We start from the raw sequence: 22,235 nt of genomic DNA on the forward strand, positions 1-22,235 counted from the left end.
TTTGACAAGGAGAAAGAGCGCCAGCGTCTGGCACAAGCTCAGGCCATTGCAGAAATTGGTAATCAGGCGATGGATATCTACAATACGCAGGAAGCAATTACCGCGACGAAGACCGCCACGGAAGCGATGAAAGACCCACAACAGCAACAGGCATTAAAGGAAAAAGCGCAAGCCCAACTGAAAAAAGAAAACAAGGAAATCAATGCCAAGACCGTTGCTGACCGTGCCTATGACATCGCATATGATAGGGCTCTCGAAAATCAGGGGGCAGCCATCGGTGGCGAGCGACGTCAAGCAGTGACGGCTGTCGTCACGGCGTTGCAGGGACTGGCTGGCGGGGATATCAAGGCAGCCATTGCCAGCGGTGCAGCCCCTTATTTGGCGAATGCCGTCAAAGGGCTGACGTATGGTAATAAAACGGAATATAGTCAGCTCACGCCGGAAGAAAAAGCCACCAATCTGCTGGCGCACGCGATTTTAGGCGGTGTTATTGCGGAGATGAAAGGCGGGTCAGCAACAGGCGGCGCAGTAGGCGCAGTGGGAGGAGAACTGGCGGCTTCTGCCATTGCCGGAGCACTTTATTCGGGCAAATCCATAGAAGAATTGTCACCGGATGAGAAGGAAAAAGTCAGTAACTTGTCTACACTGGCAGGTGGGATAGCGGCAGGACTGGCGACGAATTCCACGGCGGGAGGGGTAGATGGGGCACAGACCGCCAAAAACGCCGTCGAGAATAACTTTTTGACCGCGAAGCAAATCGATGGTTTTGCGGCGAAAGCAAAAGGTTGTGAAGCTCGGGGAGATTGCCAGCAAATCAATCAGGAAATGCGAGATCTGAGCCTCAAACAGCAAGAGGAAATTATTGCGGTCTGTGCATCCAATCCGGCGGCCTGTAAAGAAAAATACGGGGATATTCCAGCTAATGGCCTGCTCGTGCGTCAAGCCATTGATCGTGTACTGGGTGCTGATGTCCCTTCACAGATGAAGAATGACATGTCGTCCCTGCTGGCTCAGCAGATTGAAGCGGAAGGTGTAGTTTCCAGTACGGAATTTGCCCATCAGTTGATTAGCCGTTACGGTATCGACAAACAGCAGGCTGAAATCTTGGCGGGCGCTGCATTAGGGGCTGTTACTGGCGGCATGGGAAATAAAGGGTCTAAGCCTTCAACCGTTGCGACAGATAATAAAGGCAGCAACTGGAGTGCAGGCAAGGGACAATACAGTACGAAGGATCAAGGCACGGTAACAACTGTTGAGCATCCAAAAGGTAAGCACGATGGGAAATCGTTGCCTTATTTTGAAATTAAGTCACTGCCTGATATACATGGTAAAGGACATATAACAGCGGTTAAAGGTGATGCCAAAATACCAGTTGATAAAGTAGAACTGTATATGCGTGGTAAAGCGGCAGGTGATCTTGATGCACTTAAAAAAGAATATAATTCACTTAAAGATTTGAGGATTCAGAACCAAAGAGAATTTGCTAAGAACCCAGAGAATAAAACAAATTTATCTATTTTGGAGAAGAAAATTCACAATGTTGAACGTTCCCAAGAAATGAATAGGGTGTTAAATGACGCGGGGCTTCCTGATACTAAAACTAACAATAATATGATCATAGGCAAACTGTTAGATTCGGCAAAAAATGTTACACCTGAAAATAGGAAAACGTCAGTAGTTGTTTCAGGAAATAATGGGTCGGTTAGAGTTTATGCAACTTGGACAATTTTGCCTGATGGTTCGAAGAGATTAGCTACTGTTCAAACAGGTACTTTCAAATGACAGAAATAATAGAAGTTCAAGAGTTGATTTCAGGGCTAGAAAGCTATCTTGAAAATGGTTATGTAAATGCAGATTCGTATGAGAATCCTGATGATGATGCAATAGATTATCTAGGAAAACTGTTATTGAAAGATTCTGGATATTGTTTAGATTTTTGTAAAAAAATTCTAGAGTTGAGTTTTTCTGATGGTGATGCAGTTAAATCTACTGCCTTAAGTTTTTTAATTTTATCGGAATCTAATTGGTCAGATGCTTTTAATTATTTGCTCAATACAGCTGAGAAACTATCTATTTTGGAATTAAAAGAAGCATTCTTCTACTTTTTTTGCGCAAAAAATGAGCTTGAACCATACCCTGTACCGGAAGGGCTTTTTGAGAAACTGATAAAAAGGTATCAGACATTAAAAAATGAATTTGATGCAAATTTTTATCATCTACATGAAACATACGATGCCTTTATCAAGGCATATTCATTGGATTTTTAACTAGCTGTTAGATATAAAAGATCCCGGCTAAATAGCCGGGATCTTCCTTTTAGCCGTCAATCATTCTCAACCAGCCGGATAATCAACAGCCCGTGCTCAATGCAGACCTGTACCGGTTGCCCGGTAGCAAATCCCGCCGCTTCCAGCCAGTTGCCCTTCAAGTGCAAACTGGGGTGCTGGCTGTAGTGGCGGGTCATGCCGGTGTGTCTGTCGGCGTGACGGGTATTGATATAGCCGACTTTATAGCGGCGTTGGGCTGTCGAACGGCCTGAATTTACATTACAATCGCGGTTAGCCATGGTTAACTACCTCGTATAGTTGATTGTGGTTAGCGGCTATCATGAGGTGAGAACTCATGGTTGCCGCGTCATCTCAGCGCTTGGCGCTCTTCATAACAACTTTTTCCATCATTGACTTGGTGACAAAACTGTCAATCACCATAATCAATGCCTTTTGCTCTTCATCCGGTAACGAATCTGCCTGCTGCCAAAGCTCATGCAAGGTGTGGTTACGTATCTTCACATCTTTGCTGGCTTCGCTACGGCCGACCAGTTCATCAAGGGAAACCTGTAAAACATCAGCCAGCTTAATCAGGCTTTCCAGTTGTGGGACGATGTGACCGCGTTCCCAGCGGTTATACACTCTGGGGAGCGTCTCAATCATCTCAGCAAGACGTGACTGAGTTAATCCTCTGGCTTCCCTCAGCATTTTAAGGCGTTCAGAAAATGCGGACATATCAATACCTGTTTGCATCAAATTAATGTCCGGCATTGTAACCCCTCCTTTTTAGCTGCCTGTTGTAAAATCTCTATGATGCGATTATTATACATCGCATATGTGTCTATTGACAAGGTTCAAAAGGAAACACTTATGGCTAGCAAACCTGAATCCGATTTAACCCAGCTCAAGCAGTTTGTCTCGTTGCTGGGTCTGGCACGTCAGCAAGGCCGCCCGCTGAAAAAGCGCGGGACGGATTATGTGCTGTGCTGCCCGTTCCATAAGGAGAAAACGGCGTCGATGGTGATCACCCCGGCCAAGAATCTGTATCACTGTTTTGGTTGTGGTGCAGCGGGATCGGTGCTGGACTGGATCATACAAACGGAAGGCGTGACGCTGAAAATGGGTATCAAACGGTTACGGGCGCTGGCCGGGTTGCCGGAGATGGAAAATGCGGTAAATCTCTCTTCTTTAGCCGCTCAACCGGGATCACAGGCGGCTTCTCCGTCACGAGCAAAACTCGCGGATCTGGATGATGACGGACAGGCGCTACTGCGTCAGGTGGTTGCGTTTTATCACCAGAACCTGCTGGACGCCCCGGAAGCGGCCGAATGGTTGGCTAAGCGCGGGTTGAACCATCCGGAACTGGTGAGCCACTTTAAGCTGGGGTATGCGGGTAATCACGGGATCGGCGGTTCCGCCGGGCTGCTGCCGTCGAAATCGAGCAAGGAAGGCCAGCAACTGCGGGATAAACTGGCCGGGTTGGGTGTGTTGCGTGCCTCTACGCGGCAGGATCACTTCCGGGGCTGCGTCGTTGTGCCGATTATCGGTTGGGCAGAGTCGGCGAATGTGGCGAGCCGGGGGCGGATACTGCAACTCTATGGCCGCCGTACCCAACCGGATTACAAGGTGCTGAAAGACAGCCCAAAACACCTGTATCTGCCGTCACCGTTGGCCGGGGTCTGGAATGAGGGAGCCATGAAAGCCTCGTCAGAAATTATCCTGTGCGAAGCATTAATCGATGCGATGACGTTCTGGTGTGCCGGGTTTCGGCATGTGATCGCCGCGTATGGCGTGAATGGCTTTGGCCGTGAGCACCTTGAAGCGCTGCAATATCACGGCGTTAAACGAGTGCTGATTGCCTTTGACCGCGATGAGGCTGGGGAACGCGGGGCGGAGGCGGTGGCCGCAGATTTACTGGAAGTCGGCATTGAAGCGTGGCGGGTGCAGTTCCCGCCGGGCATGGATGCCAATGACTATGCGCTGAAAAGCGGCAACGCCGAACATGCATTGGGGCTGGCGTTGCAACAAGCGGTCTGGCTGGGGCAGGGAAGTGCGCCGGGCGCGGTGTTTAGCCATGAACGGGCGGTGTTACCGGATGTGATGGAAAAGTCACAATCTAGCAGCGAGGACAAAACGTCTTCTTTAGCTGCCCAGCCGGAACCGCAGGTAGCACAAGTGCCCTGTGAGCGCACGGCAGCCGGTGAACTGCTGATGAAAAGTGGCCCCCGGGTCTGGCGGGTGCGGGGCATGAAAAAATCGCCGGTGCCCGATGTGATGAAAGTCAATGTGCAGGTGCGGGATGAAGCCTCGGGTCTGTTCCATGTGGATACGCTGGACATGTACCATGCCCGGCATCGCCAAAACTATATCAACACGGCTGCACAAGAACTGGAATGCGAACCCTCGGTGATTAAACGGGAAGCCGGGCGGGTGTTGCTGATGCTGGAGCAGCAACAGGATGTACAACAACAAGCGGAGGCGGAATCCCAAGGCACCACGGCCGTGACCGTGAGCGCCGATGACGAAGCGGACGCGCTGGCCTTGCTGACATCGCCGGACTTGGCGGCGCGCATCGTGTCAGATATGGCGGCCTGTGGCGTCGTCGGCGAGTCCACTAATTTGCTAACCGGGTATCTGGCGGCGGTCTCCAGAAAGTTAGATAAACCGCTGGCCGTGCTGATACAAAGCAGCTCGGCGGCGGGGAAATCCTCGCTGATGGATGCGGTGCTGAACCTGATGCCGGATGAAGAGCGTATCCAGTATTCGGCGATGACCGGACAAAGCCTGTATTACCTCGGTGAAACCAGCCTGCAACACAAGATACTGGCTATCGCGGAAGAAGAAGGGGTACGGCAGGCGGCCTATGCGCTCAAGCTGTTGCAATCGGACGGGGAGCTGAAAATCGCGTCAACGGGCAAGAATGAGCAGAGCGGCGAACTGGTGACACGGGAATACAAGGTACAAGGCCCGGTGATGCTGATGCTGACCACGACCGCCATCGATGTCGATGAAGAGTTGCTGAACCGCTGTCTGGTGCTGACCGTCAACGAATCGCGCGAACAGACGCAGGCCATCCATGCCATGCAACGACATCGCCAGACCTTAGCAGGCTTGTTGGCTGACAGCGAGAAAGGCTACTTAACGAAGTTGCACCAGAACGCCCAACGGTTGCTACGTCCGCTCAAGGTAGTCAATCCTTATGCGCATCAACTGACGTTCCTGTCAGACAAAACGCGGATGCGGCGCGACCACATGAAATACCTGACGCTGATACAAGCTATCGCCTTGTTGCACCAGTACCAGCGGGAGGTCAAGACAGCGAACCATCGCGGGCAGGTCATTGAATATATCGAAGTCACCCAAGACGACATCGCGTTAGCCAACCAACTTGCTCATGAAGTGCTGGGGCGCACGCTGGATGAAATGCCGCCGCAGACGCGCAAGCTGCTGCTGTTGATACAGGACATGGTGAAAGAACAAGCCCAGCGCCAGCACTGTCAACCCAACGAAATCCATTTTACCCGGCGGGATATCCGCGCCTTCACGCACTGGACGGATAATCAACTGAAAGTGCATTGTCTGCGGTTGGCTGACATGGAATACCTGTTGCCGCATGGCGGCAGCCGGGGGCATCTGTTGCAGTACGAACTGCTCTGGGACGGCGCTGACAACGGTTCGGCTCACCTGTGTGGCCTGCTGGATGTGAACGAAGTCCCCCCAAAAATAGCAGGCAATGATGGCAAGTTGGACTCAGGGACCCGCAAGTTGGCCTCAAGTTGCGCCCAAGTTGGGGCTGGGTTGGACTTGGAAAATACGGCTTCAAGCCTGATGCAGCAAGGGCTGGCGTCTTCGCAAGTTGGAGACAGACAAAAAGCTGTTATCAGAAGAAAAAATAAAACCGTGTCATTGCCTGTGCCCGAAGGGAGTTATCAACCAAAATCCAATATGACAGGCAATGAAGGCAAGTTGGACTCAGAGGCAAGCAAGTTGGCCTCAAGTTGCGCCCAAGTTGGGGCTGGGTTGGACTTGGAAAATACGAACTCAAGCCAGATACCACAAGGGTTAGCGGTGCCGCAAGTTGGAGGCCGGCAAGACGCAGTTATCAAACGTAAAAATAAAATAGTCTCGCCGCCCGCTGCCTTAGCGGCCGATGCCCAGACCGAAACGGAGATCAATGATGGCAAACCGTAAACCACGTAAAGGCAGCTTCCTGAGCATTGCTGAGGTGTACCGTAAGCCCGTCGGTCCGGCGCATGACCCGAAAAGCCTGTATGCCTTGCTGCTGCGCTTTGTGGCGTGGCGGCGGGAGCGGAACTGGTCAGAGACCACGCTGAAAGTGCAGACCCACCATACTTATCACTTTATCCTGTGGGCGACCGAGCGTGGCTTGTACTATGCCGCCGACATTACCCGACCGATACTGGAGCGTTACCAGCGCCACCTGTTCCTGTACCGCAAGAAGAACGGCGAGCCGTTGAGTACACGGACGCAGCGCACCCAGTTGCAGCCATTGCAGGTGTGGTTCAAATGGCTGACGAAACAGAACCTGATACTGGCGAACCCGGCGGCCGACCTCGAACTGCCCCGAGAAGAAAAGCGGCTGCCGCGCTATATCCTGAGCATCGACGAACTGGAAGCCATCCTGAACCAGCCGGACTTAGCCACATTGCAGGGCGTGCGTGACAGGACATTAATGGAGCTGCTCTGGTCAACGGGTATCCGGCGCGGCGAAGTGGTCAGGCTGGATGTCTACAGTGTGGATGCGTCGCGCAAAACCCTGACCATCCGGCAGGGCAAGGGCAACAAAGACCGGGTGCTGCCCATCGGTGAACGGGCGTTGGGCTGGCTGCTGCATTATCTGCGGGAAGTCCGGCCGCAACTGATTGTCAATCCCGACATCCAATCGCTGTTCGTGGCGATGGACGGGCGGGACGGCTTGCAGGCCAACGGGATCAGCAATCTGGTGGGTGCCTATGTCAAAGCCACCGGAATCGAGAAAAAAGGCAGCTGCCACTTGTTCCGCCATGCGATGGCGACGCAGATGCTGGAAAATGGCGCTGACCTGCGCTGGATACAGGCGATGCTGGGCCATGCGAGTGTGGAATCGACGCAAATCTATACGCAGGTATCGATACGGGCATTACAGGCGGTTCACGCCAGTACCCACCCGGCCGAACGGCAAACTGACGAAACGCCAGATAATGACGACACCGGCTTGTTGGCCGATCTGTATGCCGAAGAGCACCCCGACACAGAAACCCTACCGGACAACCCCACGCCGACCTCAACCCCAAAATCTCGCTGACAATCTGCAAGCCCCCGTTGAGTTGGGCGGGGTTCGGCGCGGGGGCAGACCGTGACCGGACTGCCCGTCAGCCTCGGTGCGGCGGGGGTAAATAGGCAATGGTCGGCCTGACCTGCGGTGTCCCTGTAAAATCTGGTGTGGCCGGCCAAAGCCTATTCAACATAATGTCGGGGAATTATGCGAAATTCGCCGTCCGGCTCGGCAATCCACCTAAACGCCGTGCCGCGGCTCACATCGCATAATACACATTATGTCTTAGGCCCCCGCTGTTCGGCCTCGCAGGGTGTGGCGCACAAGGCTGCGCCTTCTGCTGTCAGCCGCACAGCCGATCCTCGGCCAACACCGTGCCGAACCTGAGCACCGTGCTCGCATCCAGTTAACACCGTCTCTTCTTTAGTTGCCGTGCGGTGTCCGGCCAAGATCCCTGAAGGCAGGTCGGCCTGCGGCCTCCGTTAATTTACCTCCCCCGCCCCGACCCCGCTGCACTGGCTGCGCGCGGCTCGCAGTCGCAGGCTCCTTGCTCGTTCCCGTGCTCGCCATCTCCGCCCCGTGCAGCCCCCTGAGGGGGCTTCCCTGAACCCGGTTGCGTGGTCATGCAAAACCGTGCTCAATCTGAAACCCCGGTGATCCTGAGCGTCGCAGGGGCGCCGCTTGCAGGCTCTATGCCGCCCGCACCCGCAGAACGTGCGCCCGCCGTTCGCCCGTTGCCGAAAAGGGCACTACACTGAAGTGCGTTCATCAGGCAAAACTGGCGTTCAAGGGCAAAAAGTGCGTCTGGGCGTTTTGGGTTCGACGGTGAATGTGCATCAACAGTATCCCCTTGTAACTGGCTGAGTGCAAAGGAAAAAATGGCGTTCGTCAGTGAAGTTCGCATCGGAGTGAGTTGTTGTTGAGAATAACTTTTTGCACGCTGATCAAATTGATGATTTTGCAGCCAGAGCCAAAGGCTGTGAAGCACGGGGTGACTGCCAGCAGATCAATCAGGAAATGCGAGATCTGAGCCTCAAACAGCAAGAGGAAATGATTGCGGTCTGTGCATCCAATCCGGCGGCCTGTAAAGAAAAATACGGGGATATTCCAGCTAATGGCCTGCTCGTGCGTCAAGCCATTGATCGTGTACTGGGTGCTGATGTCCCTTCACAGATGAAGAATGACATGTCGTCCCTGCTGGCTCAGCAGATTGAAGCGGAAGGTATAGTTTCCAGTACGGAATTTGCCCATCAGTTGATTAGCCGTTATGGTATCGACAAACAGCAGGCTGAAATCTTGGCGGGCGCTGCATTAGGGGCTGTTACTGGCGGCATGGGCAGCAGCAAAGGAAATAAACCATCATCTTCAAACGCAGTAAAGGAGAATAAAGGTGCTAACTCATCCACCGGCCAGCAGGTTAATGCTGGAAATAGCGGGGTGAAAACACCACAAAATCAAACAGGGAAAACAGCTGAACGTGTAATACCAGAAAATTTCACGGCCGAAGTATCAAAGCATAACACTCAGGTTGGTTTACTGAATAAGAAGAAAACAAGTATATCTGGCGCCCATAAGCAAGATACATTTTTAGAATCCGTTGAAATATTAGGAGCGAAAGTAACGAATAAAATAACCGATAAGAAATATCCGGGATTAATAGAATATAGTTATCAATTACCTTCGGTAGACAGGACAGGGAAGCCTATTGGGTACAAAAAAACTCAATCGAAGACAACATATGATCCTCGGCTCTTATCTGACGATAAAGTTCTTAATATGTCTACTCAAGCTGCTAAACAATCAAAGGATTATTTTATATCCAACCCAGATAAAAGGGAGTACTCAACTAAAGTCGATGGATATTGGTTTAGAGTAACGAAAGACGCTAAAAGTGGGGAAATTAGTAACGCATTCATCACAATGCCATCAAGGAATATTCCATGAGTGATAAAACGAAATGGTTAGACGAGACAAAAGAGTATTTAACAAATAATGATGGTGAAGATTTATACTACCTCATATTTACTATGTTGGATGAAGAGAAAATGAGCTTCATAAAATTTCTCTTGGATGCTTCAAAGGGTATTGGGTGTGTAGTACATGAAGGGTTAGAATATGTATTAGATCAAGACTTGGATTATCCGGAAGACTTTGATTTAGTAACCTTTTATGTTGGAGAGTTTGAAAGTTCAGAAATTACGCCAAATCAATTTGTGATGCTGATGCGGTATATATCTGATGCTTATAATAATGCTTTTCCTGACAGTAAAGAAACGGTAGAAAGGCATATGAAAGCACTGACAGAGCGTTACGCTTAACACTGTATCCTGTTGAGAACGTAAAAATGATCCCAGTCCAAAAACTGGGATCTTTCTTTTAGCTGTCAGCCCTTCTCAACGAGCTGAATAATCAGTTGTCCTTGTTCAATACTCACTTTTACAGCTTGTCCGGTGGCAAATCCCGCCGCTTCCAGCCAGTTGCCCTTGAGATGTAAACTGGGGTGCTGGCTGTAATGGCGGGTCATGCCGGTGTGTCTGTCGGCGTGACGGGTACTGATGTAGCCGACTTTATAACGGCGCTGGGCTTTCGAACTGCCTGAATTTACATTACAATCGCGGTTAGCCATGATGAACGACCTTACTTAGTTGGTGATGGTGAGCGGTTGTAGCAGGTTGCCGCCTGCTGCCTCCGCGTTAAAAAATCCTTTCCTTTAGTTGCCTGTCTTTTACTGTTGCGCCTGCGCAATCACTGCATCTAGCATCTCTGATACCAGCTTCTGCTTAGCGCGGGGTAACTGGCTGATAATCTGTATCTGTTGCTCAAGCCATTGTCCACTCCCCAATAATTGAGACATACCTACTTAGAGTTTTCTACCTGTTTTCGATAAGCCTCCGGCGGGAGATGATTTAAACTTTCGTGTGTTCGGTTCAGATTATAATCCTGCTGCCAAAACCACACCATTTCTCTGACCTGACTTAATGATTTAAATAAATAAGCATTTAAAAATTCACGGCGGAACGAGCCATTAAATCGTTCAATAAACCCATTCTGTTGCGGTTTACCCGGTTGAATATGGCATAATTCAATTTGGTTTTCTTCACAGTAATTCAATAATTTAATTGAGATTAATTCAGGGCCATTATCCACCCGGATTTGTTTTGGGAGCCCTCTTTCAACTTTCAAACGTTCGAGAACTCGGATAACACGTTCCGCAGGCAACGAAGTATCCACTTTAATCGCCAGACATTCACGCGTACCTTCATCAATAATATTCAATATTCTGAACCGATTACCGCAATATAAACTGTCATGCATAAAATCTAATGCCCATTGAGCATTAGGGAGCCTCTCGACCGTTAACGGTCTTTTTTCACGTACTGGAAGGACTTTTTTAACTCGACGTTTTAGATTTAACCCTAAGCAACAATCAACGCGATAAACGCGTTGATGATTAAAGGGGTAGCCTTGAAACCGCAGTCGATAATAGCACTTCCAAAATCCAGATTGTGGAGACTTGGCTAAAACAGATTGTATGGCATCAATGACGGCGTTGTTTTTTTTGCGCCAATCCATCCTCTTACGATAGAAGGTTGCACGTGTCAGGGACGTTAACTGACAGGCTTTTATGACCGACAAACCCGCCTGAACCCGCGATTGTGCGCAGGATTTTTTCTCGGTCACTACCAACCCTTTTTTGCGAAAAGTTCCTTCATGGCATGATTTTCAAGGCAGACTTCCGCAAATAGCTTTTTAAGCTTGGTATTTTCTTCCTCAAGTTCTTTTAGTCTTTTAACATCATTGGCTTCCATGCCACCCTATTTAGACTTCCAATTGTAGTAAGTGGCATTACTAATGCCATTTTGGCGGCAGATATCGTCCACTTTCATACCCGAATCGGCGAGTTTTAAAATATTCACAATCTGAGCTTCAGTAAATCGTGCTTTTTTCATGTTAACCTCTGCAAATATTGGGGCAGAAAATCTAATTATAATTGTCTCATTTTAGGGGGAGTGGGCAATAATATGCCTGCTTTGTTGTTGGAATGAACATATCAAAAGCAGGCAAATACACAATTTAAATTACAGTCTCCGACATTCGTTTTGTATCTATTGAACTTCAAAAGAAAGTTTTTATGGCACCATATTAAAAACGCATAATATGAGTTTGAGGTAGCTCTTCAACTGGTATATATTCTTTCCAAATCTCCCTGCTCTCTGGATTTTCCCAAGGGGGCATACTGAGTTGCCCACGTAACCAAAAGTGTATTTTTTGTTTCACCTTAGGATTGTGTCTATTTCTATAGATCCATCTCAATTCACTTGCAGTTATATTAGTACGACTACCATTATAGCTTTCTTTTCTTACAACAGATTTCATGTCTATACCATCAAGAATAAAATGTATCTTAATATTTTGAACTATAGGATCATTGCTCATGACAACCCAAGATAATCCTCCTTTGCACTTTCTGCTAAAGTGTTTTTTACGAAATTCATCATCCCGCACATACTTAGGCGACACTGCGGTATGATACTTGTGGTTTTTCATATATGTGTTGTAACTATCCCTAATTCCTCGATTTTCAGGCAGACTCATGTTGTAATCGCGCCTGTTAGCGCTCTGTTTATATAAATCATCACTAGACAATCTTTCAAACGGAATTACAAAATGATCCATAGTTGTAGGTATATAATGATGATCATTCTCTTCTGGGTGATATTTCATATAAATAAACTGAAACGGTGTGTAAGTTTTAACATAATTACTTCTTTCTTTGGATAATCCATAAATTAGATCACCGCTAGCAATTTTTACAATAGGAATTTGGTTATGTGTCATTTTATTTTTACTTCGCTAACTAATAATGATTTGCTTGATATAAGGAAATGTAGTGTGTAACCACACTAAAAATGCGCGCTACTGAATGTGAAATATATATCTAATAAAGATGAATTACTAGCGATTTATTCTAACCATTTGCCGTTATAAGATAGGTTCTTGGTTGATGTTTTGTTTTTTATTAATTTTTTAATAAAAACAAGCGTGCACCATTTCATATATGTATGCAAAAATATTTACTTAGTGATTTTCAATAAATAAAATCTCTGATTAACATAATTAAAACATGTTTATATATAAACAAATTAAATCCTATGTTTTTCTGAGGGTTATATTGACTCATGTATTTCATAATTAATATTTATGATAATGTAATATTTTGCTTTTAGATTTAATTTACCAATCAGGATTGTTTAAATCTGTAAGTCTAATAATATATTTTCCTTCATTTAATAAAGGAAAATTATTAGTAAATACTGGTAGGCTACAATAATAAAATGAAAATTTTAAAAATTTTTCAGTCTACTTTACCAGCCGGTTTATTCCCCGCGGGTTAATCACGTAGAGCGCTTATGGCAAGCGTTGCATGACACAATAACGCGCAATCATCAATGCCGGATGATGTGGCAGTTACTGAAAAAAGTCCGACATTTTATGGAAACTATCAGCCCATTTCCCGGCGGAAAACAGGGTTTGGCAAAAGTGTAGCGGTATTAGACGCAGCTATTTAGAATTTTCGATCTGTTTTCGATATATCTCCGGCGGGAGGTGATTTAAACTTTTATGGGGTCGATTTTGATTGTAATCCTGCAGCCAAAACCACGCCATTTCTCTGACCTGACTGAGTGATTCAAATAAGTAAGTATTTATTTAGTAAATGACCCAAAATTTCAGTGTATTTATTGAGCCTAAATCATCTTTTACTATGACCCCACTGTACGATATTTTATCAACATATTCTCTGTTTCATCCCAAAGGAATTTCTCAACAAAAAGCTAAAATGGCGATGGCATTACAAGGGAAAAATCGCCACGGAGACGGGATAACAAACACCTGACGTTATCCAATATGTTGCCACTCAACTACCTGATAACTTCCCTTCACATATCAGTGGATTCATATTTGAAAATATGATGAAAAAAGCCAGTAAGCTCTACAAAGTAGCACTGGAGTCGTTTGCTCAATACGATGTTAGGTCTTCAACTTGTCTGTGTGTTCCTACAAGCTCGGGTTAATGCCTGACCTGATGTTTCATGACATTCTTTACGCCATGAATACTCAACTCAGCATCCTTACGTTATGAATACACAACTAACTGAATTAACAAGATTATTAAGAAATCTAATCCGAACAGGGGTTATTACCCAAGTCGATACTACAAACGGCATGTGCCGGGTCGCAACAGGTAATCTTGAAACCGACTGGCTGCACTGGCTGACCGCCAGAGCGGGACATTCCCGCACATGGTGGGCACCCAGTGTCGGTGAACAGGTTTTGTTGCTTTCCATCGGCGGTGAACTGACCACATCCTTTGTATTGCCGGCGATTTTCTCCAATGATTTTCCGGCCCCTTCAACATCCCCTGAAGCGACGCATACTGTATTTCCCGACGGTGCCGTGATGGAGTATGAACCGCAATCCGGTGCATTGACGGTAACTGGTATCAAAACCGCCACAGTCACTGCATCAGAATCTGTCTATATTACCGCACCGGAAATCACCTGTGTCGCCAGCACACGAATTACGCTGGACACACCGGAAGTCACGTGTACACAGCTACTGAGCACAGGAAATTTAATCGTGCGTGAAGGTGGCAAAATGACCGGCAATATTGCACACACCGGAGGTACCTTCAGTTCCAATGGCGTGGTCGTGGATTCGCATACACACACGGGTGTCAGAGCTGGTAATGATACTTCAGGCGGCCCTGTTCCTTCGGCAGCACCGGTAGCTCCAGAAGCACCAACAGAACCAAAAGAGCCAAAAGAGCCAAAAGAACCAAAAGAACCAAAAGAAGATAAAAAAGAAAATAAAGACCCGGCTCAAGATAAACCAACTCAAGATAAAGATGATGAAATGGATCTGAAATGGCTCAAAGTGCCTAAAGAACGACAATTAACATTTGATGCTGAAGGGAATGATATTGAACGTAGTAGTGGCTTTACCCGTAAAATACATTGGCCCGGTGGTGTATCAGGGATAACAATTGGCCGTGGCTATGATTTAGGACAACAAGCCAAAGCAGATGATGACTTAACACGGGCAAATATATCTGAACCCTTGAAGAGTTGGTTAGTTGAATGTCAGGGGAAAAGCGGGGAAGAAGCGAAAGGCAAATATAGATCAGCGCCAGATAATATCAAAAACTTTCATATTACCAGAAAACAACAATATGACCTATTCAATATGGCATATGATAGATTAGAAAAAGACGTTAAACGCATTTGCGAAAAGAAAGATACACTTTTAGCATACCATAGCAACCCAAATATAGATCCAGAGCAGGCTTGGAATGAAATACCTCAAAAAATAAAAGTGATATTAGTAGACCTTCGATATAGAGGAGATTATTCTCCCGCAACTCGAAAACTGATGCAACGCTATGCATATTCTGGCGATATAGTTAATTTTGGTATTATTTTAAAAAATAAAAGTAACTGGTCGCCGGGACTCCCAATTGATAGATTCAATAGAAGGGTAGAATATTATGAATCCAATTAGGCTATTTATTATTTTCTTATGCATTCCACATTTGAGTTACGCATAGTTAAGTTAAAATGAATAATCAAATTGACAGAAAAACCAAAGCAGTTAAAAGACATTATGTTACACATGCTACAATTCAATCCATTGTTATACATAGAATTGTTAGTGGGTAAGGTGTGGCGCTATTTTGTAAAGTTATTTATATGCTTGGATAATGTATTTTTAGTGAAATAAAAAATTATATCTCCATAGGGATTTATAGAATAATACCTATAATATATCAATATTCGCTTATTTTACTATCTATTATATTCCCGTTATGCGGGAATATAATAGATGCATTTTTAAATATGGTGGGTATGATTTCAATCATTAGATATTATATTAACCTGCTTAGTACTTTTTGCCTTTCAAATACGGAATATTCCTAATGGGGTGAGTGTTAAAATTGATGTAATGAATTAAAGCAGTTAGTCAGTTTGAATCGCTACGGGTTTAACAGACACCTCTGAGTCATTTAAGATGGCTTAAAGAGAGGTGCACATGAGTAGTAAGCGTTATCCAGAAGAGTTTAATTTAGTGATTTTTTATGTTGGAGAATTTGAAAGTTCAGAAATTACGCCAAATCAATTTGTAATGCTGATGCGGTATATATCTGATGCTTATAACAATGCTTTTCCTGACAGCAAAGAAGCGGTAGAAAGGCATATGAAAGCACTGACAGAGCGTTACGCTTAACACGGTATTCTGTTGAGAACGTAAAAACGATCCCAGCCCTAACAAGCTGGGATCGTCCTCTTATTCGTCAGCTAATTGGATGATTAGCAGTCCTCGCTGAACAATAATTTTTTACCGCTTCCCCGGTCGTAAACTCAGCTCCTTGTAGCCAGTTGCCCTTCAAATGCAAACTGGGGAGGCTGGCTGTAATAGCGGGTCATACCGGTACTGCGGTCAGCGTGACGGGTACTGATGTAGCCGACTTTATAGCGGCGCTGGGCTTTCGAACGGGTTGAATTTACATTACAATCGCGACTAGCCATAGCTAACTACCTTATATCGTTGGTTATGGTGAGTTGTTGTAGCAAGCTGCCGGCGTGTTAAAAAATCCTTTTCTTCGTTGTCTGTCTCTTTATTGTTGTGCCTGTGTAATCACCGTATCCAGCATCTCTGACACCAGGTTCTGCTTGGTGTGAGGCAACTGGCTGATAAATCTGTATCTATTGCCTCAAGCCGTAACACAGCTCTCCGCATGCGGATTTTTATGCCGTCTATTGCATTGAAAGAAGGCAAGTAAGTTAGTGTGAAGATAGAACCTGTTTATTCTGGCAGCAGCCAGTGGCCTACTAGTATTAACGTTCGTTATTCAGTAAATGGGGGCGTGAGAAAGAAAGAGATCTTCAGAAATGCACCGGGAGGGAAGTAATGAGAAGTGATCAGGAAATTTACAAAGGCATGGGGCTTATTCTATATAAAATCAGTCCCGACAGTGCTGAAAAAATAATCATGCGGGCAGATTTATCTCCAGAAGGTGATCACTGTGCATACGAGTATGATTATATAGATAATAGTGGCAATACTGAATGGCTAACAGCCGGAGGGCAAGCCGATACTGATATGCTGCGTTATTTGGTTGAGTTACGTGATTACTATATAGATAACAATCTTACTAATGATCGCCCTGTATGGCATGGCTGTGAGGTTACACTCGATATAGAACAAATGAAGCTCAATATAGATTTCAAATACGAAGACTAATCAGAAAATGATCCCAGCTCAATGAGGTTGGGATTTTCCCTTTATCTTTCAGTTCTTCTCAACGAGCTGGATAATCAACTCCCGTACTCAATGCTGATTTGCACCGATTGCCCGGTGGCAAATTCCGTTTTTTCTAGTCAGTTGCCTTTAAGGTGAAAACAGCAGTAAGGGCGTCAGCGTATGCACCGTATCTACTGCCTGCTGAAATTGAATTTCCGCCGCAAAGGAAAATAGCGTCTGCCAGCACGTAACCCGGCTCCACTTGCTTCGCCGGAAGCTCTGAATCAGAGCGGATCGATAGGTTTCATGCATAATGCGCTGACCTGTGGGCGGCGCTTTCGTACCTTAGCGATGTCCAGACCTGAGTATTTTACCAACAGGTGTCACTCCTTGCACTTTGGCTCTGTAATAGTGACTCCATTTCCCCAGCATGTAGCTGTCTTTTTAGGTTTTTATAATTAACTAAAGTTGGAAATATTGTTAAGATTTTATATATCAATATTTAAAGATATTTTTTATTTTGATATCAGTTTATTTATTTAATGATAATTAAATCCATATTATTAGTGTGGTATTTTATTATTTACACATTAAAATGAAAATGCCTACTTATAGAATAAAGTAAACAAAAGAACGTTATGTGATCAATGCAAGTGTATTACTTGCCCAATATATTCTTTTTAGCTAATTTTTTAATGTTAATCGTTTGATTGATTTTGAAAATTGTAACTACCATTAAATTAATAAACTCTATTTTTTACGTCTGATAATAAATTGTTCTTTCATTCTATGGTAAGAGCAAAATAAATTATTTTTTCACCATTTGCGTAATGATAATTATTTTTATTCGCGCTAATTGGTTTTAATTAATAAAATGTAACCTTTTGATAATCAGGTTATTGCGGTAGCTATTGTCTAAATCTAGTCTTTATTGTTCATATTCTGATACGGAGATGGCGCTGTGATTATTATTTATACCCAATGAGCTTCAAAATATATCCAATATAGCTACAACTTGAAATGTAATGGATATATACCACAAGCCAAAAATTAAACATTTCGTCAATCATTCATTAAGGTAAAATTATGGCTATAACTTCAGATAAAATCGCTGTTGAGTATCCAATTCCTACATATCGTTTTATTGTTTCAATCGGTAATGAGCAGATTCCTTTTAATAGTGTATCTGGGCTGGATATTCAACATGATATTATTGAATATAAAGATGGGACAGGGGGGTATTATAAGATGCCTGGGCAACGTCAGGCGATTAATATCACTTTACGTAAAGGTGTGTTCTCTGGTGATACAAAGCTTTTTGATTGGATTAATTCTATCCAACTTAATCGTGTTGAGAAAAAGGATATCTCAATCAGCCTGACCAATGAGTCAGGGACTGAAATTCTTATGACTTGGAATGTGGTAAATGCTTTCCCAACGCAATTGACCTCTCCTAATTTTGATGCCACCAGCAATGAAATTGCGATTCAGGAAATAACGCTGACTGCGGATCGGATAACAATTCAAGCATCATAATTCGATATACCCTGTTTGATAGATTTTTGCTGACGAATATTCATTCGTTATCTTATATCTATATTTAGCTCAATAACTATTTTTAACTCAATAATTATTTTATTGAGCCTATCTCGCTGTAATTGGAGATTACATGTCAATGTATTCATATCCTGGTGTTTACATTCAGGAAGATGCTTCACTCGCTCTTTCTGTACGCACGGCTTTAACCGCCGTCCCCGTTTTTGCTGTTGCAAAGAAGAATACCTTTGTAAATAACATTTGCCGCATTAATAGCTGGATAGATTATCTTGGCTTAAAGAATGCACCGTTTGATGCTGCTAATGCGCTTGATGTTTCCCTGCGTGCTTATTTTATCAATGGTGGAGGATATGCTTATCTTATCCAAACAGCGGACTTAACAGCACAAGTGCCAAAACTCGATGATGCGACTTTGTTGGTCGCTGCCGGAGAAGATATCCAACAGGCTGTAGGGGAGCTGTGTAAACCGGGTAAAGGATTATTTGCCATTTTTGATGGCCCGCAAGATAAGATTGAAGCCGAAACTAAAGGAAACTCTCAAGCTAAAGATAACTCTGAAAAATCAATTCTCGATTCGTATCCAGAAACACCCTATGGTGCAGTTTATTATCCTTGGTTAACGGCAGAATGGGGTCATGATAAAGCACCGGTTGATATTCCGCCCAGTGCAGTGATGGCGGGAGTTTACGCAAGTGTTGATAACAGCCGAGGAGTCTGGAAAGCACCGGCCAATGTGGCTGTCCAAGGCGGCTTGCAGCCTAAATATCCGGTCACGGATGATTTCCAGGCTAAATATAATCAAGGTAAGGCCTTGAATATGATCCGTACCTTTGCCAATAACAATACGTTGGTTTGGGGTGCCCGTACTTTAAATGACAGCAATAACTGGCGTTATATCTCAGTTCGTCGTCTCTTTAACAGTGCTGAACGGGATATCAAGAATGCCATGAGCTTTGCGGTATTTGAACCTAACCACCAGCCAACTTGGGAGCGTGTACGAACTGCCATTAATAACTATCTGCATAGTTTGTGGCAACAAGGTGGTTTGGTCGGCGCTAAACCAGAAGATGCTTATTTCGTGCAAATCGGCAAAGATATCACGATGACGGATGCCGATATTAAACAAGGGAAAATGATCATTAAAATCGGCATGGCGGCAGTGCGTCCGGCTGAATTCATTGTTTTGCAGTTTACGCAGGATATCGCACAATAATCTGGAGGCCGTATGCCAATTACTCCCACTTTTCCCGGCGTTTATATTGAAGAAGATGCGTCTTTGGCGCTTTCTGTTAAACAGGGAAATACCGCCATACCTGTTTTTATTGGGCGCTTTTCACCCAAAAAAACCAGTACAACCCCTCAAATTATCCGCATTGCCAGTTGGCTTGATTTTACTCACCTGTTTCAGGTGGGATGTATAAAATCAGTAAAAATAACCCCAACGCTTCCTGCAAAAGCGCAATCTGTCTCAGAGAAAAATGAGAGTGATACTGATTCTCTGACGACAAGCGATGACAGTTCTCAACATGATGCAAAGGATGATCAAACCTACAAGGTAGACATTGCTTATACAACGAGCAGTGATGCCCTAAAGCTGTATTTCCAAAATGGTGGCGGGCCTTGCTATATTTTACCAATGGGGGATACCAAACAGAAAAACTTGGCATTCATTCCCGATTTAATCAGGCAGGCTTTAGATATTACCTTGATTGTCTGCCCTGAACAGGAAGCAGATTACCAAAGCAAAATATACAGCAACTTGCCAGCCGATTTACTCAATGAAGGCCGCTTTCTTATCGCTGATAACGCTGATAAAAACAAAAAGCCTAAAACAAATGCCCCTTCACAAACGGCCACTTATTATCCTGCGGTTAATGTTCCACAACTGATAGAGGTGGAAGATGACGCTATTGCCGTTTCTGGATATCACCGCGAAATTGAAAATTTAACTCAGTTGAATAACAAGGAAAATCAGGCTGTTTATCAACAAGTGAAGCATGCCATTCAGGAAGCGATTGCCGCACAGAAAAACGTGATCCCTGCCAGTGCGGTGGTGGCTGCCGTGTATTGTGCAACTGATGCCAAACGTGGCGTCTGGAAAGCACCGGCAAATGTGGCATTAAACGGGATAAGTGAGATCACTGAGCGTCTTACTGACGAAGAGCAAGGAATTATGAATGCAAATGGCATTAATGCCATTCGTTATTTCAGCCAAAAAGGGTTTGTCGTATGGGGTGCCCGGACTTTAGAAGACAGCGAGCGCTGGCGCTATATTTCTGTTCGTCGCTTGTTTAATACAGCGGAGCGGGATATCAAGCAAGCCATGCAAATGGCTGCTTTTGAACCCAATCATCAACCTACGTGGGAAAAAGTGCGATCTGCCATTGATAATTATCTTCATCAACTCTGGCAACAAGGTGCATTGGCGGGTAATAGCCCGAAAGAGGCCTATTTTGTGCAGATTGGCAAAGATCTCACAATGAGTGCTGATGAAATCAAACAAGGCAAAATGATTGTCAAAATTGGCATGGCGGCAGTGCGTCCGGCTGAATTTATTATCCTGCAATTTTCGCAAGATGTAGCACAGTAACTGTATTGAGGCGCAGCTCAATGCTGCGTCTCAGCAGGAATGAAGGATATAAAGATGGAAATAATGCAGCCGGGCATCACAATAACAGAAAATTTTATTTCTCAGAGAGAGAATAATGCATTTATTGGCCTGCCAATTTTTATCGGTTATACCCAACCTCTTAACGATGAAGATATTCACCATAACACGGCGATTAAGTTAAATAGCCTGACTGATTTTGCCTTATTTTTCAGCCAAACGGGTTTAATGTACCATTCTGTGCGCCATTTCTTTGAGAATGGCGGAAAACACGCCTATGTGCTGTCATTGGGTCATGAATCCGCGCAAAAAAACGGGCAATCCTTGTTGGTGGAACTGCAACAAGATTGGCTAAAACAAGTTATTGCGACAAACAGTGAAATCACACTGATTATTGCACCTGATATTGTTTGTTTTAATCAATCCGACGATGCCATTTCATCGGTCGATTCTTGGTTACAGCTTTGGCAATCGGTATTGGATCTCTGCAAAAGCCGTCGTGGGATAATGGCATTATTGGATGCACCCGATGAACCTGCATTGGCAGCGCAATGTTTAGCTCGATTTTCTTCACATGATCGCCAATGGGGGGCGGTATACTGGCCAAGACTGAACAGCGTTTATCAGGAAAACAACCAACCTGTTGTACTTTCACCGACAGCAGCAGTTGCTGCCATCATTCAGCGCTACGACGATGAAGAAGGCATGTGGACAGCACCGGCGAATGTCCCCTTATCTAAAGTCATTAGCCCGTTATGTTCTCACATTAAAGCCGATGGTTTATTTAACCAAAATGGAACTTCATTAAATCTGGTGCGAAGTTTTCCGGGTAAAGGTATCCGTATTTGGGGATGCCGTACATTGGAAAACATACCTAATTCCCCTTGGCGTTATATTCAGAACCGACTTCTGGTTTCTTATATTGAATTTCATTTGACCCAATTAGGACGTATTTTTGTTTTTGAACCCAATAACGCGATTACTTGGATGAAATTTAAAGGTCAGGCCCATAACTGGTTACGTCAATTGTGGCTTAAAGGAGGGTTGCGGGGAACTCAGGAAGAACACGCGTTTGAAGTATTGTTAGGGATAAATGAATCCATGAATGAGATTGATTTGCTGGAAGGCAAAATGATCATGAAAATCAGGCTGGCGTTGTTAATTCCAGCAGAATTTATTGAGCTGAGTCTGGCATTTGATACTCGAACCGGAATGATTTCTTAAGTGG

Annotated in this window: 20 protein-coding genes and 6 pseudogenes; 16 read left to right on the forward strand and 10 right to left on the reverse strand. The window is 45.0% G+C overall.

Annotated elements, in window-relative coordinates; translation table 11 throughout:
- On the forward strand, positions 1 to 1,782 hold a 1,782-nt coding region (locus tag BM100_RS04870), incomplete at its 5' end, for a VENN motif pre-toxin domain-containing protein (RefSeq protein WP_175494914.1).
- The gene (locus tag BM100_RS04875; RefSeq protein ID WP_092508515.1) at positions 1,779 to 2,267 is read left to right on the forward strand and encodes a hypothetical protein; all 489 of its coding nucleotides are present in this window, start codon (positions 1,779 to 1,781) and stop codon (positions 2,265 to 2,267) included. The genes BM100_RS04870 and BM100_RS04875, both read left to right, overlap by 4 nt.
- A gap of 56 nt (positions 2,268 to 2,323) precedes the next feature.
- Here the strand turns inward: BM100_RS04875 and BM100_RS04880 are convergent, their stop codons facing one another.
- Positions 2,324 to 2,566, reverse strand: a complete 243-nt coding sequence (locus BM100_RS04880; RefSeq protein WP_092508517.1) for a SymE family type I addiction module toxin — start codon at positions 2,564 to 2,566, stop codon at positions 2,324 to 2,326.
- Between the two features lie 73 nt (positions 2,567 to 2,639).
- Positions 2,640 to 3,038 carry a helix-turn-helix domain-containing protein gene (locus tag BM100_RS04885; RefSeq protein WP_092508519.1) on the reverse strand — a complete coding sequence of 133 codons (399 nt, stop codon included), beginning with the start codon at positions 3,036 to 3,038 and terminating at the stop codon, positions 2,640 to 2,642.
- Between the two features lie 99 nt (positions 3,039 to 3,137).
- Here BM100_RS04885 and BM100_RS04890 point away from each other — a divergent pair, with 99 nt between their 5' ends.
- Both BM100_RS04890 and xerC read left to right on the forward strand, forming a co-directional pair.
- Entirely contained in the window at positions 3,138 to 6,458 is a 3,321-nt protein-coding gene (locus tag BM100_RS04890; RefSeq protein ID WP_092508521.1) for a CHC2 zinc finger domain-containing protein, read from the forward strand.
- Positions 6,445 to 7,572: a site-specific tyrosine recombinase XerC gene (xerC, locus tag BM100_RS04895; RefSeq protein ID WP_092508523.1), complete on the forward strand. Its 1,128-nt coding sequence runs from the start codon at positions 6,445 to 6,447 to the stop codon at positions 7,570 to 7,572. The genes BM100_RS04890 and xerC overlap by 14 nt, the downstream gene beginning before the upstream one ends.
- A gap of 248 nt (positions 7,573 to 7,820) precedes the next feature.
- On the opposite strand, the gene BM100_RS22945 is transcribed toward xerC, so the two are convergent.
- A complete protein-coding gene (locus tag BM100_RS22945; protein WP_175494915.1) occupies positions 7,821 to 7,991 on the reverse strand; it encodes a hypothetical protein in 171 nt (56 codons plus the stop codon).
- Between the two features lie 188 nt (positions 7,992 to 8,179).
- Positions 8,180 to 8,530, reverse strand: a complete 351-nt coding sequence (locus BM100_RS22950) for a hypothetical protein (protein ID WP_169924661.1) — start codon at positions 8,528 to 8,530, stop codon at positions 8,180 to 8,182.
- A 62-nt stretch (positions 8,531 to 8,592) separates the two neighbouring features.
- Here BM100_RS22950 and BM100_RS04905 point away from each other — a divergent pair, with 62 nt between their 5' ends.
- Positions 8,593 to 9,486 (forward strand): CdiA family toxin C-terminal domain-containing protein, encoded by an 894-nt coding sequence (locus BM100_RS04905; protein WP_244590572.1) that lies wholly within the window; start codon positions 8,593 to 8,595, stop codon positions 9,484 to 9,486.
- Complete coding sequence (locus BM100_RS04910) at positions 9,483 to 9,860, forward strand: hypothetical protein (protein WP_092508525.1); 378 nt, start codon at positions 9,483 to 9,485, stop codon at positions 9,858 to 9,860. Before BM100_RS04905 ends, BM100_RS04910 begins: the two co-directional genes overlap by 4 nt.
- Positions 9,861 to 9,925: 65 nt before the next feature.
- Here BM100_RS04910 and BM100_RS04915 read toward each other — a convergent pair whose 3' ends face one another.
- From BM100_RS04915 to BM100_RS04930, 4 genes and pseudogenes are all read right to left on the reverse strand, one after another.
- The gene (locus BM100_RS04915; protein WP_092508527.1) at positions 9,926 to 10,168 is read right to left on the reverse strand and encodes a SymE family type I addiction module toxin; all 243 of its coding nucleotides are present in this window, start codon (positions 10,166 to 10,168) and stop codon (positions 9,926 to 9,928) included.
- Positions 10,169 to 10,267: 99 nt separating this feature from the next.
- Positions 10,268 to 10,381 (reverse strand): annotated as a pseudogene (locus tag BM100_RS04920) (transcriptional regulator); the annotation flags it as partial.
- A gap of 17 nt (positions 10,382 to 10,398) precedes the next feature.
- A pseudogene (locus BM100_RS04925) lies at positions 10,399 to 11,492 on the reverse strand (IS3 family transposase).
- Between the two features lie 193 nt (positions 11,493 to 11,685).
- Positions 11,686 to 12,381, reverse strand: a complete 696-nt coding sequence (locus BM100_RS04930; protein ID WP_092508529.1) for a hypothetical protein — start codon at positions 12,379 to 12,381, stop codon at positions 11,686 to 11,688.
- 516 nt (positions 12,382 to 12,897) lie between these two features.
- Between BM100_RS04930 and BM100_RS04935 the strand changes: the two are divergent.
- Positions 12,898 to 13,089 (forward strand): annotated as a pseudogene (locus BM100_RS04935) (IS630 family transposase); the annotation flags it as partial.
- Between the two features lie 15 nt (positions 13,090 to 13,104).
- Here BM100_RS04935 and BM100_RS04940 read toward each other — a convergent pair.
- Positions 13,105 to 13,251, reverse strand: a pseudogene (locus BM100_RS04940) (integrase core domain-containing protein); the annotation flags it as partial.
- Between the two features lie 429 nt (positions 13,252 to 13,680).
- Here BM100_RS04940 and BM100_RS23545 point away from each other — a divergent pair.
- From BM100_RS23545 to BM100_RS04955, 3 genes and pseudogenes are all read left to right on the forward strand, one after another.
- Positions 13,681 to 14,310 (forward strand): annotated as a pseudogene (locus tag BM100_RS23545) (phage baseplate assembly protein V); the annotation flags it as partial.
- A gap of 147 nt (positions 14,311 to 14,457) precedes the next feature.
- Positions 14,458 to 15,102 (forward strand): pesticin C-terminus-like muramidase, encoded by a 645-nt coding sequence (locus BM100_RS23550; protein ID WP_244590582.1) that lies wholly within the window; start codon positions 14,458 to 14,460, stop codon positions 15,100 to 15,102.
- Between the two features lie 528 nt (positions 15,103 to 15,630).
- Positions 15,631 to 15,825, forward strand: a complete 195-nt coding sequence (locus BM100_RS04955; RefSeq protein ID WP_092508535.1) for a hypothetical protein — start codon at positions 15,631 to 15,633, stop codon at positions 15,823 to 15,825.
- Positions 15,826 to 15,959: 134 nt separating this feature from the next.
- On the opposite strand, the gene BM100_RS04960 is transcribed toward BM100_RS04955, so the two are convergent.
- The gene (locus tag BM100_RS04960) at positions 15,960 to 16,127 is read right to left on the reverse strand and encodes a hypothetical protein (RefSeq protein ID WP_244590573.1); all 168 of its coding nucleotides are present in this window, start codon (positions 16,125 to 16,127) and stop codon (positions 15,960 to 15,962) included.
- 382 nt (positions 16,128 to 16,509) lie between these two features.
- Here BM100_RS04960 and BM100_RS04970 point away from each other — a divergent pair, with 382 nt between their 5' ends.
- The 6 genes and pseudogenes from BM100_RS04970 (at position 16,510) to BM100_RS04995 (ending at position 22,231) form a co-directional block, all read left to right on the forward strand.
- Complete coding sequence (locus BM100_RS04970; RefSeq protein ID WP_092508537.1) at positions 16,510 to 16,842, forward strand: hypothetical protein; 333 nt, start codon at positions 16,510 to 16,512, stop codon at positions 16,840 to 16,842.
- Between the two features lie 174 nt (positions 16,843 to 17,016).
- Positions 17,017 to 17,187, forward strand: a pseudogene (locus BM100_RS22470) (IS3 family transposase); the annotation flags it as partial.
- Between the two features lie 741 nt (positions 17,188 to 17,928).
- The gene (locus BM100_RS04980) at positions 17,929 to 18,378 is read left to right on the forward strand and encodes a phage tail protein (RefSeq protein ID WP_092508539.1); all 450 of its coding nucleotides are present in this window, start codon (positions 17,929 to 17,931) and stop codon (positions 18,376 to 18,378) included.
- 133 nt (positions 18,379 to 18,511) lie between these two features.
- Positions 18,512 to 19,612: a phage tail sheath family protein gene (locus BM100_RS04985; RefSeq protein ID WP_092508541.1), complete on the forward strand. Its 1,101-nt coding sequence runs from the start codon at positions 18,512 to 18,514 to the stop codon at positions 19,610 to 19,612.
- Between the two features lie 12 nt (positions 19,613 to 19,624).
- A complete protein-coding gene (locus BM100_RS04990; RefSeq protein WP_092508543.1) occupies positions 19,625 to 20,989 on the forward strand; it encodes a phage tail sheath family protein in 1,365 nt (454 codons plus the stop codon).
- 54 nt (positions 20,990 to 21,043) lie between these two features.
- Positions 21,044 to 22,231 (forward strand): phage tail sheath family protein, encoded by a 1,188-nt coding sequence (locus tag BM100_RS04995; RefSeq protein ID WP_092508545.1) that lies wholly within the window; start codon positions 21,044 to 21,046, stop codon positions 22,229 to 22,231.
- Positions 22,232 to 22,235 lie beyond the last annotated feature (4 nt).

This window comes from Xenorhabdus mauleonii, assembly GCF_900113945.1.
GTDB classification, from domain to species: domain Bacteria; phylum Pseudomonadota; class Gammaproteobacteria; order Enterobacterales; family Enterobacteriaceae; genus Xenorhabdus; species Xenorhabdus mauleonii.

What these genes read in the sequence shown, in the direction of transcription:
- BM100_RS04875 (WP_092508515.1), top strand. Translation starts at nt 1,779, where the DNA reads ATGACAGAAATAATAGAAGTTCAAGAGTTGATTTCAGGGCTAGAAAGC.
- BM100_RS04880 (WP_092508517.1), bottom strand. Translation starts at nt 2,566, where the DNA reads ATGGCTAACCGCGATTGTAATGTAAATTCAGGCCGTTCGACAGCCCAA.
- BM100_RS04885 (WP_092508519.1), bottom strand. Translation starts at nt 3,038, where the DNA reads ATGCCGGACATTAATTTGATGCAAACAGGTATTGATATGTCCGCATTT.
- BM100_RS04890 (WP_092508521.1), top strand. Translation starts at nt 3,138, where the DNA reads ATGGCTAGCAAACCTGAATCCGATTTAACCCAGCTCAAGCAGTTTGTC.
- xerC (WP_092508523.1), top strand. Translation starts at nt 6,445, where the DNA reads ATGGCAAACCGTAAACCACGTAAAGGCAGCTTCCTGAGCATTGCTGAG.
- BM100_RS04905 (WP_244590572.1), top strand. Translation starts at nt 8,593, where the DNA reads ATGATTGCGGTCTGTGCATCCAATCCGGCGGCCTGTAAAGAAAAATAC.
- BM100_RS04910 (WP_092508525.1), top strand. Translation starts at nt 9,483, where the DNA reads ATGAGTGATAAAACGAAATGGTTAGACGAGACAAAAGAGTATTTAACA.
- BM100_RS04915 (WP_092508527.1), bottom strand. Translation starts at nt 10,168, where the DNA reads ATGGCTAACCGCGATTGTAATGTAAATTCAGGCAGTTCGAAAGCCCAG.
- BM100_RS04930 (WP_092508529.1), bottom strand. Translation starts at nt 12,381, where the DNA reads ATGACACATAACCAAATTCCTATTGTAAAAATTGCTAGCGGTGATCTA.
- BM100_RS23550 (WP_244590582.1), top strand. Translation starts at nt 14,458, where the DNA reads ATGGATCTGAAATGGCTCAAAGTGCCTAAAGAACGACAATTAACATTT.
- BM100_RS04955 (WP_092508535.1), top strand. Translation starts at nt 15,631, where the DNA reads ATGAGTAGTAAGCGTTATCCAGAAGAGTTTAATTTAGTGATTTTTTAT.
- BM100_RS04960 (WP_244590573.1), bottom strand. Translation starts at nt 16,127, where the DNA reads ATGGCTAGTCGCGATTGTAATGTAAATTCAACCCGTTCGAAAGCCCAG.
- BM100_RS04970 (WP_092508537.1), top strand. Translation starts at nt 16,510, where the DNA reads ATGAGAAGTGATCAGGAAATTTACAAAGGCATGGGGCTTATTCTATAT.
- BM100_RS04980 (WP_092508539.1), top strand. Translation starts at nt 17,929, where the DNA reads ATGGCTATAACTTCAGATAAAATCGCTGTTGAGTATCCAATTCCTACA.
- BM100_RS04985 (WP_092508541.1), top strand. Translation starts at nt 18,512, where the DNA reads ATGTCAATGTATTCATATCCTGGTGTTTACATTCAGGAAGATGCTTCA.
- BM100_RS04990 (WP_092508543.1), top strand. Translation starts at nt 19,625, where the DNA reads ATGCCAATTACTCCCACTTTTCCCGGCGTTTATATTGAAGAAGATGCG.
- BM100_RS04995 (WP_092508545.1), top strand. Translation starts at nt 21,044, where the DNA reads ATGGAAATAATGCAGCCGGGCATCACAATAACAGAAAATTTTATTTCT.